This window comes from Cellulomonas sp. HD19AZ1 (assembly GCF_004535805.1).
GTDB lineage: Bacteria > Actinomycetota > Actinomycetes > Actinomycetales > Cellulomonadaceae > Cellulomonas > Cellulomonas iranensis.
Genome location: NZ_SPHX01000004.1, coordinates 123,978 through 141,417 on the forward strand (window position 1 = coordinate 123,978; position 17,440 = coordinate 141,417).

Consider the following 17,440-nt stretch of genomic DNA (forward strand, 5'->3'; position numbering starts at 1 on the left):
CCTAGAGGAAGCGGGAGATGCGCAGGGTGCGGTCGAGGACCGCGATCACCGCGACGGCGGCGACGAGCATGAGCGTGGAGATCGCGGCGACCGACGGCTCCATCTGCACCTGCACGGCGGAGTAGACGCGCACGGGGACGGTCACGGTGCGGGCGCCGGACACGAACACCGACACCGCGACCTCGCCGAGCGAGATGACGGCGGCGAGGAACGCGCCCGCGACGATCCCGGGCCGCAGCAGCGGCACGGTGACCGTGAGGAACGCGCGCAGCGGGGACGCGCCGAGGTCCTGCGCGGCGCGCACGAGGCGCGCGTCGAGCGCGGCGGCGCTCACGGCCACGACCCGCACGCAGAACGGGAACGTGACGACGACGTGCGCGAGCACGAGCCCCACGGCGGAGCCGACGAGGCCCGCGACCTGCAGCTGGTGCAGCAGCGCGAGCCCGAGCATCACGGACGGCACCATGATCGGCGACACGAACAGCAGCGAGAGCGCACGCCGGCCGCGGAAGTCCCCCGCGCCGACCGCGTACCCGCCGAGGGTCCCCAGCAGCACGACCACGGGCACGACGACGAGCAGGAGCCGCGCCGAGACCGCGAGCGACGACACCCACGCGGGGTTGCCGAGGACCTCGCCGTACCACCGCAGCGAGAAGCCCTCGGGCGGGAACCGGAAGCTGTTCTGCGCCGCGAACGAGCTGACGACGACGACCACGAGCGGCAGCAGCAGGAACGCGCACACCAGGGCGACGGGGACCGCGGCCGCGACGCGGCCGGCCGTGCGCCGGTGCGTGCGCGACCGGTCAGGCACGGGTCCCCCGTTCGGCGAGGCGCCCGACGGCGGTGACGACCGCGCACACGACGAGCGTCACGAGCAGCAGCACGAAGCTCAGCGCGGCCGCGCGGGGCTGGTTGAACGTCACCATCGCCTCGCTCTGCACGCGCAGGCCCGCGAGCGGCTGGTTCGCCCCGCCGACGAGCAGCGGGGTCACGTAGATCCCCATGGTGAGCGAGAAGACGATGACGGCGCCCGCGACCAGGCCGGGCGCGGACAGCGGCAGCACGACCCGCCGGAACGTCTGCGCGGCGGACGCGCCGAGGTCGGCCGACGCGCGCAGCACGGCGTCGTCGATGGCCCCGAGCGAGGCCGTCAGGGCGATGACCGCGAACGGCAGCAGCACGTGGACGACCGCGAGGAACACGGTCCACGGCGAGCGCAGCAGCGGCAGCGACGCGTCGGTGAGGCCGAGCGCCTGCAGCGTGCGGTTCACGGGCCCCTCGCCGGCCATGACGATGCGCCAGCCGAAGGACCGCACGACCTCGGACGCGAGCAGCGGCGAGAGCGTCACCGTGAACACGAGGGTCTTGCGCCACCCGTGCGCGGCGCGCGCGAGGTACCACGCGACCGGGTACGCCAGGACGAGGCAGGTCACGCTGACGCGCACCGCGAGCGACAGACTCTCCAGCAGCGAGCGGTACAGGTAGGGCGTGGTGAGCACCTCGCGGTACTGCCGCAGGCTGAACCCGGGCAGCGCGAAGTTGAACGCGTCGGTGGGTCGCAGCGACAGCACCAGGAGGCCCGCGAGCGGCAGCAGGAACGCGACGAGCACGAACACGGTCGGGAGCACGGCGGGCACGACGCCCGGGCGCACGCGGGGCCACCGCCGTGCGCGGGGCGCCGCCGCGACCGCGCTCACGCGGCGCCGTCCTCGTCGGCGAGCGGCACGACGGCTCCGGGCTCCCAGTGCAGCGCGACCGACGTCCCGACGGGGTGCGGCGCGGTGTCGGCGGGGGGCGAGACCAGCAGCGTCCGTCCGTCCGCCGTGCGCACGCGGTAGTCGTACCGCTCGCCGCCGAAGCCGACGGACACGACCGTGACGACGGAGCCCTCCGGGTCGGTGCCGGTCACGGCCCGCAGCCGCAGCACCTCGGGCCGCAGCGCGACGCGCGCCGGCGCGGGCGCGGCGACGTCGTAGGGACGCCCCAGCACCCGGGGCTCGCCGCCGGGCCCGGTCCGCACGTCGAGGACGTTCGCCGCGCCCACGAAGTCCGCGACGAACGCGGTGCGCGGGCGGCGGTACAGGTCCTCGGGGGTGCCGACCTGCTCGAGCCGGCCGCCCGCGAGCAGCACGACCCGGTCGGACGTCGCGAGCGCCTCCGACTGGTCGTGCGTGACGAACACCATGGTGGTGCCGACCTGCTGCTGCAGCTCGCGCAGCTCGTGCCGCATGTACCGGCGCAGCTTGGCGTCGAGGTTCGACAGCGGCTCGTCGAGCAGCAGCACGCGCGGGCGGGTGACCAGCGAGCGCGCGATCGCGACGCGCTGCTGCTGCCCGCCGGACAGCTGCCGGGGGTACCGGCCGGCGAAGTCCTCGAGGCCGACGAGCGCGAGCGCCTCGGCGACGCGCGCGTCGCGCTCGGCGCGCGGGACCTTGCGGGCGCGCAGCCCGTACTCGAGGTTCCGGCGCACGGTCAGGTGGGGGAACAGCGCGTAGCTCTGGAAGACCATGCCGGTCTCGCGGCGGTGCGGCGGGACGTGCGTGACGTCCTCGCCGTCGATGTGCACCGTGCCGGCCATGGGCTCGACGAAGCCCGCGAGCGCGGACAGCAGCGTGGACTTCCCGCACCCGGAGGGTCCGAGCACGGAGACGAACTCGCCCGGCTCGACGGTGAGCTCGTCCAGCGCGAGGACGAGCTCACCGTGGTAGCCGAGCCGCAGGTCACGGACCTCGACGCGTCCCGACGTCATCAGCCGAAGATCTCCTGCCAGCGCGCCTGCAGGTCGGCCAGCTGCGGCGTGATCGCCTCGTAGTCGACCCACACGAAGTCGTCGTACGCGCCGGGGCCGCTGGTGATCTGCTCGGCGAACTTCTCGGGGTAGACGTTGGTGTCGTTCGACGCCGCGTACCAGGTGCCCTCGGAGAAGACCGGCTGGTGCTCGGGCGACGCGAGGTAGTCGAGGAACGCGTACGCGAGGTCCTCGTGCGTGGTGCCCTCGGTGACGAAGAACGAGGTCAGCGCGCCGACGGAGCCCGACGCGGGGTACGCGTAGCCGATGGGCAGGCCCTGGTTCTGCTGGACGAACGCGCGGCCGTCCCAGTGCGCGGAGATCCACGCGTCGCCGTTGGCGAGCGCCGTCTCGACGGACGTGCCGTCCGCCGGGAACGCGGACGCGCAGTCGGCGAGGTCCTGGAGCCGGTCGAACGCGGCGTCGACGTCGGCCGGGTCGGTGAGGGAGCCGCCGGCCTCGTTGACGAGACCGGCGAGGAACTCGACGCCCGTGTTGAAGGTGAGCGGCGAGACGCCGACGTGGCCGCACAGCTCGGGCCGGAACACGTCCGACCAGTCGGTGGGCGGGTCGGTGACGAGGTCGGTGCGGTAGGCCAGGCCGGTCGACCCGACGGTGAGCGGCAGCCCGTACTGCACGTCGCCGACGTTGCTCTGCGCGACGAGCGTCGTGTTGAGGTCGGCCCAGTCGGCGACGCGGTCGGTGTCGAGGGGCTGCACGACGCGCGCGGCGACGGCGCTCGGGATGACGTTCGGCGTGAACGCGACGAGGTCGTAGGCGGGCTCGCCGCCGGACGACGAGCGCAGCGCGGTGAGCCACTCGGCGGGACCGCCGGGGACCAGCTCGACGGTCGCGCCGGTGGCCTCCTCGAACGGCTCGACGAACGCCTTGGTGAACGACTCGCCCCACGAGCCGGCGTACGCGGCGACGGTGAGGGTCTGGCCGGACAGGTCGCCGTCGGCGGTGGCGTCGCCGGACGTGCCGGTGCCGCCGTCGGTCGAGGCGCCGCAGGCGGTGAGGGTGAGCGCGGCGACGGACAGCACGGCGCCGGTGCGCAGCGCGGTGAGAGAGGTGGCGCGGGAGGTGGTGAGGGAGGTGGTGCGGGGGGACATGGCGACGTGCTCCTGGGGTGGGTCGACGGGTCAGCGGGGCGCGACGGACGGACATCGGTCCGTCCAGCGCAGCTGCTCCTCGAGGTCCCGGCCGACCTGCAGCAGCAGGCCGTCGCCGCGCTGACGCCCGACCAGCTGGACGCCCAGCGGCAGCCCGTCGTCGTCGACGTGCGTCGGCAGCGACAGCGCGGGCGAGCCGATGACGCTGGGCACGGTCGTGAAGGCGAGCGTGCGCTCGTAGACGGCGCAGGTGCGCGACGTCGGGCCCCCGGCGGCGAGGAGCTCGGCGCGGACCTCGCCGACCGCGGGGACGCGCGTCGCGGTCGTGGGGGTCACGAGCAGGTCGAGGTCGTCGAACAGGTCCGCGACGATCTGCCGCGCGAGCTCCTGGAAGCGCAGGACCTCGCGCACGTAGGTGGTCGCGTCGATCCCGGCGGCGTGCGCGAGGTGCCGCTGCACGTGCGCGGGCAGCAGCTCGGGCCGCGGCGGCGGGTCGAGCGCGAGCCACGTCGGGATGATCGTGCGCGGGTAGATGTCCATGACCTCGGCGGTGGCCGCGCTCGGGTGGACGTCGACGACGTCGTGGCCCGCGGCCCGGAGCCGGTCCGCGACGCCGCGCGCGGCCGCGGCGCACGCGGGGTCGACGTCGATCGCGGGGTCGAACGCCTCGGTGAGCAGGCCGACGCGGAGCGCGGGCGTGGGGCGCTCGAGCGCGGCGACGAGGTCGGGCGCGGGCCCGCCGCGCAGCGTCCACGCGTGCCGGTCGTCGCGCGCGAGGTGCGTGTGGACGTAGGCGCTGTCGCGCACGGTCCGCGTGATGGCGCCCTCGACCGCACCGCCGGCCCAGCCCTGCACGCGCGTGGGCAGCAGGCCGCGGGACGGCTTGAGGCCGACGACGCCGCAGAAGGCGGCGGGCACGCGGATCGAGCCGCCGCCGTCGCTCGCGAGCGAGACGGGCACGATCCCGGCGGCGACGGACGCCGCGGAGCCGCCGCTGGACCCGCCGGGCGACCGGTCGAGGTCCCACGGGTTGCGGGTCACGCCCCAGCGGTCGCTCTCGCCCGACGTGGTCATGCCGAGCTCGGGCGCGGCGGCGCGCCCGACCTGCACGAGGCCCGCGTCGACGGCGGCGTCGACGAGCAGCGCCGAGCGGGGTGCGGGGTCGTCGTCGTACGCGAGCGACGCACGGCCCTGGGGCTGACCGGCGACGGCGAAGAGGTCCTTGACCGTCATCGGCACGCCCGCGAGCGGGGGGACGTCGCGGCCGTCGGCGACGAGCGCGTCGAGGCGGGCGGCGCGCGCGAGCGCGGCGTCGTCGTCGCGCCAGACGACGCTGCGGACGTCCTGGTCGAGCCGGTCGATCGCGTCGAGCGCGCGCTCGACGACCGCCACGGCGCTCAGGGCGCCCGAGCGCACGCGCTCGGCGATCCCCGTCACCGAGTTATCTAGCGGATGATTTCCCGACACATTTGGTGAAGATAGTGGAGACCTGGTCGGGCGTCCATCGGCCTCACGCGACTCTCACCTGCTGAGATCGCCCCGGGCCGCAGCGGCACGAGCGCCACGGGGTCGCGAGCCCGTGCGCACGGACGGCCTCGCACGCGGCACCGGGGTACCGCTATGTTCTCGGATGTTATGGCCCAGGGACCGACGCGCCAGGGGGCGCCACGCGAGGACGTCACCGACCTCCTGCTCACCGACGTGCAGGGGCTGCCGCCGCGCGCGCTCACCGAGCTGCTCGTCAGCCGCATCACCGACGGCTCGCTGCCGCCGGGCACCCGGCTGCCCACCATCAAGGACCTCGCCGCCGCGAGCGGCGCGAGCACGTCCTCGATCGCCGCCGTGTGGGCGCGCCTCGTCGAGAAGGGCCTCGTGCGCACGCGCCGCCGCGGCGGCACCGTCGTCGTCGGCGCCGACGCGTGGCCGCAGGCCGCCGCCCCCCGCGAGTTCGACGGCTGGGCGTCCGTCGACCTCACGAGCGCGCACCCCGCCGCCGAGGACCTGCCCGACCTGCGCCGCGCGTTCGAGCTCAGCCTCGCCGAGCCCCGCACCCACTCGCTCGCGCGCGAGCACATCACCGACCTGCTGCGCACCGCCGTCGAGGGCGAGTGGCCGTTCCCCGCGCAGGAGTGGAGCACCGTCTCCGGCTCGGGCGAGGCCGCGCTGCTGACCTGCGAGGCCGCGACCCCGCCCGGCGGGACCGTCGCCGTGCAGGAGCCCACGACCCCGGGCACCGTCGCCAACCTGCGCTCGCTCGGCTACCGCGTCGTGCCCGTGACGTCGGACGAGCGCGGGCCCGAGCCCGGCTCGCTCGCGGCCGCGCTCGCCGCCGGCGCGACGACCTTCTTGCTGCAGCCCGAGGGCACGCTCACGGTCGACAGCGTGCTCGACCCGCACCGCGCCGCCGAGCTCGCGGACGTCCTGCGCACCCGGGCGCCGCACGCCTGGGTCGTCGAGGAGGACGTCCTCGGCACGCTGCACCCCGGTGGCACCCACACGCTCGGCACGCTCCTGCCCGACCGGGTCGTCCGGCTCGCGTCGTACTGCCGCGCGTTCGGCCTCGACCTGCGCACCACCGTCGTCGGCGGCGCGCGCGAGCTCGTCGAGCGCATCCGCCTGCTGCGCAGCCACGGGATCCTCGCGCAGAGCCGCATCCTGCAGAACGCGCTCGCGCACATGCTGCTCGACCCCGCCGCGCGCGCGTTCGCCGACGCGGCGGCCCGCGACTACCTCACGACCGCGCAGAACCTCGTCGCCGCGCTCGCGGACCTCGGCACCGACGCCGTCGTGTCCCCCGGCGGCCTGCTGGTCTGGCTGCCCGCGCACGACGAGGCGCAGGCCCTCGCCGAGCTCTCCGGCCACGGCATCACGCTCGTCGCGTCGGGCCGGACGTTCGTCGGCGCACCCGCGCGGCCCCTGCTGCGGGTCGCGAGCCCGCAGCTGCCCGCCGACGCGCACCTCGCCGAGCTCGCGCGGCTGCTGGCCGACGCCGCACGCTCCCAGGTCGCGGCCACGTGACCCCCGCCGAGCGCGTCCGCGCGACCCTCGCGGGCGAGCGACCCGACCGCCCCGCCGTGACCGTGTGGCGGCACTGGCCCGGCGCCGACCAGGACGCCGCCGCGCACGTCGACGCCGAGGTCCGGCACCGCGACGCGCTGGACCTCGACGTCCTCAAGCTCACGCCGTCCGCGGCCTACCTCGCCGAGGGCTGGGGCGCCCGGACCGTCGACCGCGGGGACCCCCTGGGCGTCCGCGACTACCTGCACCGGCCCGTGAGCGAGCCCGCGCACTGGCACGCGCTGCCCGAGCTCGTGCCGGCCGACGTCGTGAGCCTCGCGCGCGAGATCACGACCGTGCGCCTCGCGCGCGCACGCGTCGGCCCCGACGTGCCGGTGCTCCCGACCGTGTTCAGCCCGCTGTCCGTCGCCCGGTACCTCGCGGGCGAGGACGTGCTGCTGACGCACCTGCGCGACGACCGCGCGGCCGTCGTCGCGGGCCTCGCGACCATCACGCGGACGCTCGTCGCGCTCGTCGAGGCGCTCGTCGACGCCGGGGCCGACGGCGTCTACCTCTCGCTGTTCCCCGCCTCGCACCGCCTGGTCGACGCCGGCACGTACCGCGAGGTCGCGCTCGACGGCGACCGGCAGGTCCTCGAGGCCGCCTCCGCAACCTGGCTGCGCGTCGTGCACTTCCACCTCCCCGAGCCGCTGCTCGAGGTCGCGCCCGCGCTGCCCGCCGAGCTCGTCAGCTGGGAGCACACCGGACCCGGCCCCGCGCTGGCCGAGGGCATGCGCCTGACGGGACGCCCGGTCCTCGGCGGCGTCGACCAGGTCAGCGTGCTGCGCGACGGCACGCCGGCGGACGTCCGCGCGGCCGTCCGCGCGGCGTGGGCGGCCACCGGCGGGCGCCTGGTCGTGGCACCGGCCTGCTCGTACCCGCTCGCCGTGCCGCCCGCCCACCTGCGGGCCCTCGTCGAGGAGACCCGGGCCCTCGGGGGCTAGGGTCACGGCACGGGAGGTGGTGTCGTGAGCTGGGTCGAGCACGTGATCTGGTGGCACGTGTACCCGCTGGGTGCGGTCGGCGCTCCGGTCCGTGAGCCCGACGACGCGCACGAGCCGCACCGCCTCGACCGGCTCCTCCCCTGGCTCGACCACGTGGTCGAGCTCGGTGCGAACGGCCTGCTGCTGGGCCCGGTGTTCGCGTCGTCGACGCACGGCTACGACACGACGGACCACTACCGCGTCGACCCGCGCCTGGGCACCGACCAGGACCTCGACCGGCTCGTCGAGCAGGCCCACGCGCGCGGGCTGCGCGTCGTTCTCGACGGCGTCTTCAACCACGTCGGCGCCGAGCACCCGGTGGTGACGCAGGTCCTCGCCGAGGGCCGCGACGGCCCGCGCGCGGGGTTCGTGCGCGTCGACTGGGACCACCCCGACGGCCCCCGCACGGCGGACTTCGAGGGGCACCGCGCGCTCGTCGCGCTGAACCACGACGACCCGGCGGTGGCCGCGTACGTCACCGACGTCATGACGCACTGGCTGGACCGCGGCGTGGACGGCTGGCGGCTCGACGCCGCGTACGCGGTGCCGCCCGCGTTCTGGGCGCGCGTGCTGCCGGCGGTGCGCGAGCGGCACCCCGACGCGTGGGTGGTCGGCGAGGTCATCCACGGCGACTACGCGGGGGTCGTGGCGGCGTCCGGCATGGACTCCGTGACGCAGTACGAGCTGTGGAAGGCCGTCTGGAGCAGCCTGCTCGACCGGAACTTCTGGGAGCTCGACCACGCGCTCGGGCGGCACGCGGAGTTCCTCGAGGCGTTCGTGCCGCAGACGTTCGTCGGCAACCACGACGTCACGCGGATCGCGACGCAGGTGGGGCCCGAGGCGGCCGTGCTCGCGCTCGTCGTGCTCATGACCGTGGGCGGCGTTCCGTCCCTGTACTACGGCGACGAGCTCGGCTGGACGGGGCTGAAGGAGGAGCGCGAGGGCGGCGACGACGCGATCCGACCCGCGCTGCCGGCGTCGCCCGCCGACGTCGACGCGCACGCCCACGACGTGCTGGCCGTGCACCGCGAGCTCGTCGCGCTGCGCCGCCGGCACGCGTGGCTGCACACCGCCCGGACCACCGCCGACGAGCTGTCGAACACGCGGTACCGGTACACCGCGACGTCGGCCGACGGCGCGCACCGCCTGCACGTCGAGCTCGACGTCACCGACGCACCGCACGCGACGGTGCGGGACGCCGACGGCACGGTGCTGTTCGCGCGCTGAGCGCGAGCTCCGCCCGGTCGCGCGGCGCACCGACGTCAGACGCGGACGACGACCTTGCCGCGCACGTGCCCGCCGGCCACGAGGTCGTGCGCCGCGGCGGCGTCCGCGAGGTCGAAGACCTGCGCGACGTCAACCTTCACGGCGCCGTCCTCGATGAGCGCGGTGAGCGCGTCCAGGTCGGCCGTGCTGGGCCGCACCCACACGTAGTGGCCGCCGAGCTCGGTGCGCGCGTCGGCCGAGACGATCGACGCGACCGTGCCGCCGTCGGCGAGCACCGCGCGCGTGGTGGCGACGAGGTCGTCGCTGCCGTAGTCGAGCACGACGTCGACGCCCTGCGGCGCGAGCGCGCGCACGCGGTCGACCAGGCCCTCGCCGTACGTCACGGGCTCGGCGCCCAGCGCGCGCAGGTGGTCGTGGTTGCGCTCGGACGCCGTGCCGATGACGCGCACGCCCCGGGCCCGCAGGATCTGCACCGCGAACTGCCCCACGCCGCCGGCGGCGGCGTGCACGAGCGCGGTCTGCCCCGCGGCGACGCCCGCGCGCTCGATCGTCTGGAAGGCCGTGAGCCCGGCCAGCGGCACGGCCGACGCCTCCTCGAAGCTCAGCGACGCGGGCTTGCGCGCGAGCGTCCGCACGGGTGCGGCCACGTACTCGGCGAACGTGCCGCCGTGCAGCCAGTCGCGGCGCACGTACCCGTAGACCTCGTCACCCACGGACAGCTCCGGGGTGTCGAGGCCGACGCGCTCGACGACGCCCGCGACGTCCCAGCCCGGCACGGCCGGGAACTGGATGTCCATGATCGGGTCGAGGTACCCCTGGCGGACCTTGAAGTCGACGGGGTTCACGGACGCGGCGCGCACCCGCACGAGCACGCTGTCGGGGCCGACCTTCGGCTCCGGGAGGTCGGTGAGCTGCAGGACGTCGGAGCCGCCGAAGCGGTCGTAGGTGATGGCACGCATACCGAGGGCAACCACGCCCCGGGGCCGTCGTGTTCCCGCTCCCCGCGCGCCGTCAGGGCGACGTGGGCCACTCGCGCGCGAGCACCGCGTACCGGTAGGCGTCGTGCCACACGGGCGTGCCGTCGGGCGCCGTGCGGAACGTCGCCGTGGCAGACCGCGACGAACCGCGGGTCGTCGGCCCGCTCGGCGGCCTGCCGGTCGCACACCGCACGGTCCTGCGGGCCGGAGGGCTCGAACCGCACGACGTCGGGGTCGCCGAGGTACGCGTGCAGCACCGCACCGTCGTCGGGGCGGAAGTCGCGCAGGGTCAGGCGCTCGGTCGTGATCGGGTCCACCCCGGCAGCGTCCCGTCCACCGCACCGGCCGCCGCGGGACGTCCGTCCCCACCGCCACCCGCCGCAGCCCCCACCGCCGCCGCACCCACCCCGCCCCCATCCCCCGCGCGTCCGCCCCCCGTACCCCCGCGCTCCCGCACCGCCCACGGACAGCGGCACGGACGACAGACAGCGGCACGCGGGTGTCCGTCGTGCCGTGCCGCTGCCCGTCGAGGAGGACCGGGCGAGGTGGGGCTCGGCGCGGGGGTCACGCGAGCAGGTCGAGGACGAGGGTCGTCGCGATGGTCGCCATCACCGCAGCGATCACGGCGTCGAGGACGCGCCACGCGGCGGGGCGCGCGAACACGGGGCGCAGCAGCGCGGCGCCGTACCCGAGCGCGGTGAACCAGACGACGCTGCCGACGCACGCCCCGGCGGCGAACCACCACCGGGCGTCCCCGTGCCCGGCGGCCACGGACCCGAGCAGCACCACGGTGTCGAGGTACACGTGCGGGTTGAGCCACGTGAGCGCGAGGGTCGTCGCGACGACCGCGCCGAGCCGCACGCGTCCGCCCGGCCGCGCGCCGGTGGCCGTCGTCCCGGTCCCGCCGTCACCACCCCGTTCGCGCGCGGCCCGGCCGTCACCGGTCGCGGCCGGGAGCGCCGCGCCTGCGTCGACCGCCGCCTCGGCCGCCAGGTCACCGCCCCCCGCCCCGACGGCGACGAGCGGCGCACCGCCGGGTGCCGCACCGGCCGCGACCGGCACCGGCTCGACCACGAGCGTCTCGCCGCCGCGCACCGCGCGCCGGGCCGCGAGCGCGCCGTAGGTGAGCAGCACCCCGGCGCCCAGCACGGTCATGACGACCGTGAGCGCGCGGCTGGCGGCGATGGTGCCACCGACGCCCGCGGTGCCGACGACGATCAGCACGACGTCGGACGCGGCGCACACCGCGACGACGGCGCCGACGCGCTCGCGCCGCAGGCCCTGGCGCAGCACGTGCGCGTTCTGCGCGCCGATGGCGACGATGAGCGCGAGGCCGAACCCGAGGCCGGCGAGGGCGGACGTCCACATGCGGACGACGCTAGGCACCGCGCGACCACCAGTACAGCGAAAGTTCTGCACGGACCGTTAGCGTGGCTGCATGGCCGACTGGGACCTGGGGCAGCTGCGCGCGCTCGCCGCCGCGGTGGACCTCGGCACGTTCGACGCCGCCGCCCGCGCGCTGCACGTGACGCCGTCGGCGGTCAGCCAGCGCATCAAGGCGCTCGAGCAGCGGGCCGGCGCGGTGCTGCTGCGCCGCGACCGGCCCGTGCGCCCGACGGCCGCGGGCGAGCCGCTCGTGCGCCTCGCGCGCCAGCTCGACGCCCTCACGGCCGACGCGACCCGCCACCTCGCGGGCGACGCGACGGTCCCGCACGTGACGCTCGCGGTCAACGGCGACTCGCTGGCCACGTGGGCGCTGCCCGCGCTCGCACCGCTGGCCGGGGACGTCGCGCTGCGGCTGGTCCGCGAGGACCAGGAGCGGTCGGCCGACCTGCTGCGCGACGGGTCCGTGATGGGCGCGGTCACGTCGCAGGCCGTCGCGGTGCAGGGGTGCACGGTCGAGCCGCTGGGCGTCATGCGCTACCGGCCGATGGCCGCGCCCGCGTTCGTCGACCGCTGGTTCCCCGACGGCCCGCGCGCGGCCGCGCTCGCCGTGGCCCCCGTGGTCGTGTTCGACGCCGCCGACCGCCTGCAGGACCGCTGGCTGCGCGCGCGGCGCGTCGACCCCGCGCGTCCGCCGCGCCACCTCGTGCCCGCGTCGGCGGACTTCGCCGCCGCGGTCCGGCTCGGGTTCGGCTGGGGCATGCTCCCGGCGCAGCAGTCCGACGCCGACGAGCGCGCCGGCCGCCTGGTGCCGCTGACCGACGACGCGGTGGACGTGCCGCTGCACTGGCAGCAGTGGTCGCTGCGCACGGCGGCGCTCGACGCGGTCGCGGACGCGCTGCGGGCCGGGGCCCGGGCCGCGCTGGCGACGCCCGTCTGACCGACCGCCCGAGCGCCCGTCCGAGCGCCCGCCTGCCCGACCGTCAGGGTCGGCGGGCGAGCAGCCGCCGCATCGCGTCGCGCACGACCTCGACGTCCGCCCCGCCCTCGACGAGCGCGCTCGCGCGGTGCACCACCGCGGTGACGAGCTCGGCGACGACCTCGGGCGCGTCGAGGTCCGCGTCGCGCAGCGCGTCGAGCAGCGGGTCCATGAGCCGCCCGTGCATGTCGGCGACCCACGGGTCGCTGAACGCACGGGGGTGGAACGTCGCGAGCGACGAGATCACCGCGTGCTCGCCGTCCGCGACGAGCGTGAGGTTCGCGTCGGCGTAGGCGACGACCTTGTCGAGGGGCGTCCCGGCGGCGTCGGTCGCCGCGGTGACGGCCTCGCGCCACCGCGGCAGGGCGTCGACCACGACCGCCCGGAACAGGTCCTCGCGGGACGGGAAGTAGTGGTAGATGCTCGAGCGCCCCAGGCCGGCCCGCGCCGCGACGTCCGCGAACGTGGGCTCGACGTCGGGGCGCTCGGTGAGCAGCGCGCGCGTGGCGTCGAGGATCGCCCGGCGTTGCGCCTCGCGGTGCTCCGGGACCGATGCTGCGGTGATCCGGGGCACGCGTCCTCCTCGTGTCAGGCGGGCGACAGGCGCCCGTCCACCATCTCCAGCACGCGGTCGCAGTGCTCGAGCACGTCGTGGTCGTGGGTGACCATCACCGTAGCGAACCCGCGGTCGTGCGTCTGGCGTGCGAGCAGCTCGACGATCTCGTGGCTGCGGCGGCGGTCGAGCGCGGCGGTCGGCTCGTCGACCAGCAGGACCGACGGCGACGCGACGAGCGCGCGGGCGATGCCGACGCGCTGGCGCTCGCCGCCCGACAGCCGCCCGGGGCGCCGGTGCGCGTGCGGGGTCATGCCGACGGCCTCGAGCAGCTCGGCGGGCGGGGTCGCGGCCGGGCGGCCGGTGATCTTCTCGACGAGGCGCAGCTGGTCGATCGCCGTGAGCGCGGGCACGAGGTTGCCGGACTGGAAGACGAAGCCGAGGTGGTCGCGGCGGAACCGGGCCAGCGCGCGGCCCGAGAGCTGCGTGAGCGCGGCGTCGTCGACCGTGACGCGGCCCGAGGTGGGGCGCGTCAGGCCGCCGGCGACCGCGAGCAGGCTGGACTTGCCGGCGCCGGACGGGCCGACGACGGCGACGATCTCGCCCGGGGCGACCGCGAGGTCGACGTGGTCGAGCGCGGCGACCTGCGTGTCGCCGTCCCCGAAGGTCAGCGTGACGTCGTGGAGGCCGAGGCCGGTGCGGGTGGTGGAGGTGGTGGTGGTCATCGGTTCTCTCCCAGCGCGGTGACCGGGTCGACCCGGGCGATGCGGACGGTGGCGACGCCGGCCCCGGCCAGGCCGAGGCCCAGCAGCAGGACCGCGCCGGTGACGATCGGGCCCGTCTCGAGCGCGAACGGCATGCCGGTGCCGGTGACGAGCGCACCCAGGCCGAGGCCGATGCCGAGCCCGACGCCGACGGACGCGACGAGCAGGATCGCGGCCTGCGCGAGGCCGTCGGTGACGAGGTAGCGCGTGGACGCGCCGATGGCGCGCATGACGGCGAGCTCACGCGTGCGCTGCACGGTCCAGAGCGTGAAGAACGCGCCGACGACGAGCGCGGAGATCGCGTACAGGAACCCCTGGATGAGCTGCATGGTCATGATCTCGGCGCTGTAGCCGGGCGAGGAGTCGAACGCGTCCTCGACGGTGCGGGCCGCGGTGCCGGCGGCGGCGTCCCCCGCGGCGAGGTCGGGCAGGGCGCCGTCGACGCCGCGCAGCGCGACGACCGAGGCGGTGTCGTACGTGTCGGCGGGCAGCGGGCCGCCGTCGGGCACGCCGGCGTGCACCTCCTGCCAGGTGCGCAGGTCGAGGAAGCCGATGTCGACGTGCCCGAAGGTGCGCTGGTCGGTCGTGAAGCCGACGACCTCGAGCTCCGTGCCGACGCGGTCGACGGTGAGCACGTCGCCGATCTCGACGCCCTCGTCGCGCGCGGACGACGAGAGGACGACCTCGCCCTCGCCCGCGAGCGCGCGGCCCTCGCCGGTGGCGGGCTCGACGAAGCCGCCGCGCTCGACGCCGAAGAGCGTGAGGTCGACGGGCGTGCCGTCGTTGTTGCGGGCGTTGACGATGGCCGTGCCGAGCAGCTCGGCGTCGGCGACGTCGTCGCGCGCGGCCCACGCGTCGCGCTCGGCGGAGGTCACGAGGCTGCGGGTGAAGGCGGAGTCGGTGCGGGTGCCGTCGGCGAACGCGACGGCGGTGATGGGGCTGCGCAGCAGGCCCGAGACGCCGTCGACGACGAGGCCGGAGGACAGCCCGGACAGCAGGACCATGAGGACGGAGATGAGCGCGACGACGGCGCCCATGAGTCCGAAGCGGGTACGCGCGAACGCGAGCTCGCGCAGGGCGAGGAACACGGTGAGACCTCTCGACGTGGTGGCACGCGCCTTTTGTCGACGCTCTGTCGATATCTTATCGACGCGATGTCGACAAACCCCCGGCGCACCGCGTGGCCGTGATCACACCCCGCACGCGGGCCCCCGACGTCCGGGACGACGCCGGAGGCGGCGGACCGACCGCCCGCCCGGAAGGCGGCCGACCGGGCGCGGACCTACCGTCGCGACATGAGCGACGACGACACCCCCGCCCTCGACACCACGATCACCGAGCCCCCGCTCGACGCGGGCGAGGTCGACCACCTGCTCTTCATGCTCGAACGCTCGCGCGCGACGTTCGCCTGGAAGGTCGGCGGCCTCGACGCCGCCGCGCTGCACCGCGCGTTCCCGCCGTCCGCCATGACCCTCGCGGGGCTCGTCAAGCACCTCACGCTCGTCGAGGACGACGTCGTCGCGACCCGGCTGGGCGCCGGGCCGTGGGTCGAGCCGTGGACGGGCACGACGCCCGACGACTGGCCCGGGTGGGACTGGCGCTCCGCCGCCGACGACTCCCCCGCCGAGCTCTACCGCGGCTGGCAGGCCGCGGTCGCGCGGTCGCGCGAGGCGTGGGCGCGCATCACCGCCGACGGCGGCCTCGACGCGCCCGCGGACGTCGAGTGGCCGGACGGCCGGCCCAGCCGCCGCCGCGTGCTGATCGACCTCAACGCCGAGTACGCGCGGCACCTCGGCCACGCCGACCTGTTCCGCGAGGCCGTCGACGGGCTCGTCGGCGAGGACCCGCCGCAGCCCTGACCCGCGCTCCCGCCACCCGCACGCCGTGCGGCACCGCGGGACCCGCAGCACACTCGAGGAGGGGGCGCGACTGCCGGCCGTGCGCCCCGGCAGTGCTCATCCGCGGGAGCCACCGCGCACGGTGCGGGCCCGCGGCCCCACGCGCAGCGAGGACACGCCATGAGCGGCACCACGCACCCCCCGACCGACGCGGGCGCACCGGAGCTCGTGCTGTCCCGCGGCACGGTCTACGTCATCTTCAGCGCGCTGCTGGCGGCGATGTTCCTGTCCGCCCTCGACCAGTCCGTCGTCAGCACCGCGCTGCCCACGATCGTGGGCGACCTGGGGGCGGCCGACCGCGAGGGCTGGATCGTCACGGCGTACCTGCTGGCCATCGCGGTCGTCATGCCCGTGTACGGCAAGGTCGGCGACCTGTGGGGGCGGCGCACGCCGTTCCTCGTCGCGCTCGTGCTGTTCCTCGTCGGCTCGACCGGCTCTGCGCTGTCCGGGTCGTTCGCGGAGCTCGTGGTGTGGCGGTCGGCGCAGGGCCTGGGCGCCGGCGGCCTGGTCATCCTCAGCCAGGCGATCATCGCCGACATCGTCTCCGCGCGTGACCGGGGCAAGTTCATGGGGCCGATCGGTGCGGTGTTCGGCGTGGCCACGGTCATCGGCCCGCTGCTGGGCGGCTGGTTCACGGACGGCCCAGGCTGGCGCTGGTGCTTCTGGCTCAACGTGCCCGTCGCCGTGGTGGCGCTCGGCATCGCGTGGTTCCGGCTGCGGCTGCCCACGCGCCGCGCGCCGGCGCGCCTCGACGTCCTCGGCGCCGTGCTGCTGACCCTGACCACCTCGGGGGTCGTCTTCCTCACGAGCTGGAGCACGATCACCTCCGAGCGCCGGTACGACTGGGGCGACCCGGCGTTGTGGGCGCTCGTGGCGGGGACGGTCGTCGCGCTGGTCGCGTTCCTGGTCGCGGAGTCGCGCGCGGCCGACCCGCTGATCCCCCTGCACCTGTTCCGCAGCCGCACGTTCACCGTCTCGGTGACCATCGCGCTGCTGTTCGGCACGACGATGTTCGCGGCGCTGTCGTTCCTGCCGACGTTCCTGCAGATGGCGCGCGGCTCCACCGCGACCGACGCCGGCCTCATGATGCTGCCGATGACCCTCGGCCTGATGATCACGGCGCTCGGCTCGGGTCTGCTCATCACGCGCACCGGGCGCTACAAGCCCTACCCTATCGTGGGCATGGGCGTCGCGACGGTCGGGCTGGCCTGGCTCACGCGGCTCACGCCGGACATCTCGACGGTGACGTTCGGCGCGATGATCTTCGTCCTCGGGCTCGGCCTCGGGTTCGTCATGCAGACGATCGTCATCGCGGTGCAGAACTCGGTGACCCCCGACCTCGTGGGCGTCGCGACGTCGACCAACAACTTCCTGCGGGAGATCGGCGCAGCCGTCGGCACGAGCGTGTTCTCGACCGTCTTCACCGCGCGCCTGGTCACGCAGCTGGGGGACGCGCTGCGCGACGCGCCCGCGGGGGACGTGCCGCGGGGGTTCGGCGCGCAGTCCCTGACGCCCGACGCCGTGCGCACGCTGCCGGGCGCGCTGCGCGACGTCGTCGTCGACGCGTACGCCCACGCCCTCGCGCCCGCGTTCTGGTACCTCGTGCCGCTCGCCGTGCTGGGTCTCGTCGTCGCGTTCTTCATGAAGGAGGTGGCCCTGTCCGACAGGTCCGGGCTGGAGGCCCGCGGGATCGCCCGGGTCGAGTAGCGGGCGCGAGGG

16 protein-coding genes are annotated in these 17,440 nt (G+C 75.8%); 6 read left to right on the forward strand and 10 right to left on the reverse strand.

Features of this window, described 5'->3' with window-relative positions:
* Position 1: 1 nt before the first annotated feature.
* The 5 genes from E4A51_RS09240 to E4A51_RS09260 are packed head-to-tail and all read right to left on the reverse strand — an operon-like array spanning position 2 to position 5,367.
* A complete protein-coding gene (locus E4A51_RS09240; RefSeq protein WP_134851559.1) occupies positions 2-811 on the reverse strand; it encodes an ABC transporter permease in 810 nt (269 codons plus the stop codon).
* Positions 804-1,697 carry an ABC transporter permease gene (locus E4A51_RS09245; protein WP_206120014.1) on the reverse strand — a complete coding sequence of 298 codons (894 nt, stop codon included), beginning with the start codon at positions 1,695-1,697 and terminating at the stop codon, positions 804-806. Before E4A51_RS09245 ends, E4A51_RS09240 begins: the two co-directional genes overlap by 8 nt.
* Positions 1,694-2,749 (reverse strand): ABC transporter ATP-binding protein, encoded by a 1,056-nt coding sequence (locus E4A51_RS09250; RefSeq protein ID WP_070319893.1) that lies wholly within the window; start codon positions 2,747-2,749, stop codon positions 1,694-1,696. Before E4A51_RS09250 ends, E4A51_RS09245 begins: the two co-directional genes overlap by 4 nt.
* A complete protein-coding gene (locus E4A51_RS09255) occupies positions 2,749-3,900 on the reverse strand; it encodes a PotD/PotF family extracellular solute-binding protein (RefSeq protein WP_134851560.1) in 1,152 nt (383 codons plus the stop codon). The genes E4A51_RS09250 and E4A51_RS09255 overlap by 1 nt, the downstream gene beginning before the upstream one ends.
* A gap of 30 nt (positions 3,901-3,930) precedes the next feature.
* Positions 3,931-5,367 carry an amidase gene (locus E4A51_RS09260; RefSeq protein ID WP_082740070.1) on the reverse strand — a complete coding sequence of 479 codons (1,437 nt, stop codon included), beginning with the start codon at positions 5,365-5,367 and terminating at the stop codon, positions 3,931-3,933.
* A 168-nt stretch (positions 5,368-5,535) separates the two neighbouring features.
* Here E4A51_RS09260 and E4A51_RS09265 point away from each other — a divergent pair, with 168 nt between their 5' ends.
* Genes E4A51_RS09265 through E4A51_RS09275 form a run of 3 tightly spaced genes read left to right on the forward strand, consistent with a single transcriptional unit; the run spans position 5,536 to position 9,167 of the window.
* A complete protein-coding gene (locus E4A51_RS09265; protein ID WP_070319896.1) occupies positions 5,536-6,918 on the forward strand; it encodes an aminotransferase class I/II-fold pyridoxal phosphate-dependent enzyme in 1,383 nt (460 codons plus the stop codon).
* The gene (locus tag E4A51_RS09270; protein WP_167748882.1) at positions 6,915-7,901 is read left to right on the forward strand and encodes a uroporphyrinogen decarboxylase family protein; all 987 of its coding nucleotides are present in this window, start codon (positions 6,915-6,917) and stop codon (positions 7,899-7,901) included. Before E4A51_RS09265 ends, E4A51_RS09270 begins: the two co-directional genes overlap by 4 nt.
* Positions 7,902-7,925: 24 nt before the next feature.
* A complete protein-coding gene (locus E4A51_RS09275) occupies positions 7,926-9,167 on the forward strand; it encodes an alpha-amylase family protein (protein ID WP_134851561.1) in 1,242 nt (413 codons plus the stop codon).
* Between the two features lie 35 nt (positions 9,168-9,202).
* On the opposite strand, the gene E4A51_RS09280 is transcribed toward E4A51_RS09275, so the two are convergent.
* Entirely contained in the window at positions 9,203-10,126 is a 924-nt protein-coding gene (locus E4A51_RS09280; RefSeq protein ID WP_070319899.1) for an NADP-dependent oxidoreductase, read from the reverse strand.
* A gap of 582 nt (positions 10,127-10,708) precedes the next feature.
* The gene (locus tag E4A51_RS09285) at positions 10,709-11,512 is read right to left on the reverse strand and encodes a LysE/ArgO family amino acid transporter (RefSeq protein WP_134851562.1); all 804 of its coding nucleotides are present in this window, start codon (positions 11,510-11,512) and stop codon (positions 10,709-10,711) included.
* 70 nt (positions 11,513-11,582) lie between these two features.
* Between E4A51_RS09285 and E4A51_RS09290 the strand changes: the two genes are divergently transcribed.
* Positions 11,583-12,467 carry a LysR family transcriptional regulator ArgP gene (locus E4A51_RS09290; RefSeq protein ID WP_134851563.1) on the forward strand — a complete coding sequence of 295 codons (885 nt, stop codon included), beginning with the start codon at positions 11,583-11,585 and terminating at the stop codon, positions 12,465-12,467.
* Between the two features lie 43 nt (positions 12,468-12,510).
* Here the strand turns inward: E4A51_RS09290 and E4A51_RS09295 are convergent, their stop codons facing one another.
* From E4A51_RS09295 to E4A51_RS09305, 3 genes are read right to left on the reverse strand one after another with little or no spacing between them, the layout of a single operon-like run.
* Positions 12,511-13,080: a TetR/AcrR family transcriptional regulator gene (locus E4A51_RS09295; protein ID WP_134851564.1), complete on the reverse strand. Its 570-nt coding sequence runs from the start codon at positions 13,078-13,080 to the stop codon at positions 12,511-12,513.
* A gap of 14 nt (positions 13,081-13,094) precedes the next feature.
* Entirely contained in the window at positions 13,095-13,784 is a 690-nt protein-coding gene (locus tag E4A51_RS09300; RefSeq protein WP_134851565.1) for an ABC transporter ATP-binding protein, read from the reverse strand.
* A complete protein-coding gene (locus E4A51_RS09305) occupies positions 13,781-14,911 on the reverse strand; it encodes an FtsX-like permease family protein (protein ID WP_206120015.1) in 1,131 nt (376 codons plus the stop codon). The genes E4A51_RS09300 and E4A51_RS09305 overlap by 4 nt, the downstream gene beginning before the upstream one ends.
* A 207-nt stretch (positions 14,912-15,118) precedes the next feature.
* Here E4A51_RS09305 and E4A51_RS09310 point away from each other — a divergent pair, with 207 nt between their 5' ends.
* Both E4A51_RS09310 and E4A51_RS09315 read left to right on the forward strand, forming a co-directional pair.
* A complete protein-coding gene (locus E4A51_RS09310; RefSeq protein WP_134851566.1) occupies positions 15,119-15,682 on the forward strand; it encodes a DUF664 domain-containing protein in 564 nt (187 codons plus the stop codon).
* A gap of 159 nt (positions 15,683-15,841) precedes the next feature.
* On the forward strand, positions 15,842-17,428 hold the full coding sequence (locus E4A51_RS09315) for an MDR family MFS transporter (protein WP_134851567.1): 1,587 nt from the start codon (positions 15,842-15,844) through the stop codon (positions 17,426-17,428).
* The last annotated feature ends 12 nt before the right edge of the window (positions 17,429-17,440 follow it).

Excerpts from the sequence above, each read along its gene's own strand:
- E4A51_RS09310 (WP_134851566.1), top strand. The coding sequence starts at position 15,119 with ATGAGCGACGACGACACCCCCGCCCTCGACACCACGATCACCGAGCCC.
- E4A51_RS09250 (WP_070319893.1), bottom strand. The coding sequence starts at position 2,749 with ATGACGTCGGGACGCGTCGAGGTCCGTGACCTGCGGCTCGGCTACCAC.
- E4A51_RS09300 (WP_134851565.1), bottom strand. The coding sequence starts at position 13,784 with ATGACCACCACCACCTCCACCACCCGCACCGGCCTCGGCCTCCACGAC.
- E4A51_RS09280 (WP_070319899.1), bottom strand. The coding sequence starts at position 10,126 with ATGCGTGCCATCACCTACGACCGCTTCGGCGGCTCCGACGTCCTGCAG.
- E4A51_RS09255 (WP_134851560.1), bottom strand. The coding sequence starts at position 3,900 with ATGTCCCCCCGCACCACCTCCCTCACCACCTCCCGCGCCACCTCTCTC.
- E4A51_RS09315 (WP_134851567.1), top strand. The coding sequence starts at position 15,842 with ATGAGCGGCACCACGCACCCCCCGACCGACGCGGGCGCACCGGAGCTC.
- E4A51_RS09285 (WP_134851562.1), bottom strand. The coding sequence starts at position 11,512 with ATGTGGACGTCCGCCCTCGCCGGCCTCGGGTTCGGCCTCGCGCTCATC.
- E4A51_RS09265 (WP_070319896.1), top strand. The coding sequence starts at position 5,536 with ATGGCCCAGGGACCGACGCGCCAGGGGGCGCCACGCGAGGACGTCACC.
- E4A51_RS09290 (WP_134851563.1), top strand. The coding sequence starts at position 11,583 with ATGGCCGACTGGGACCTGGGGCAGCTGCGCGCGCTCGCCGCCGCGGTG.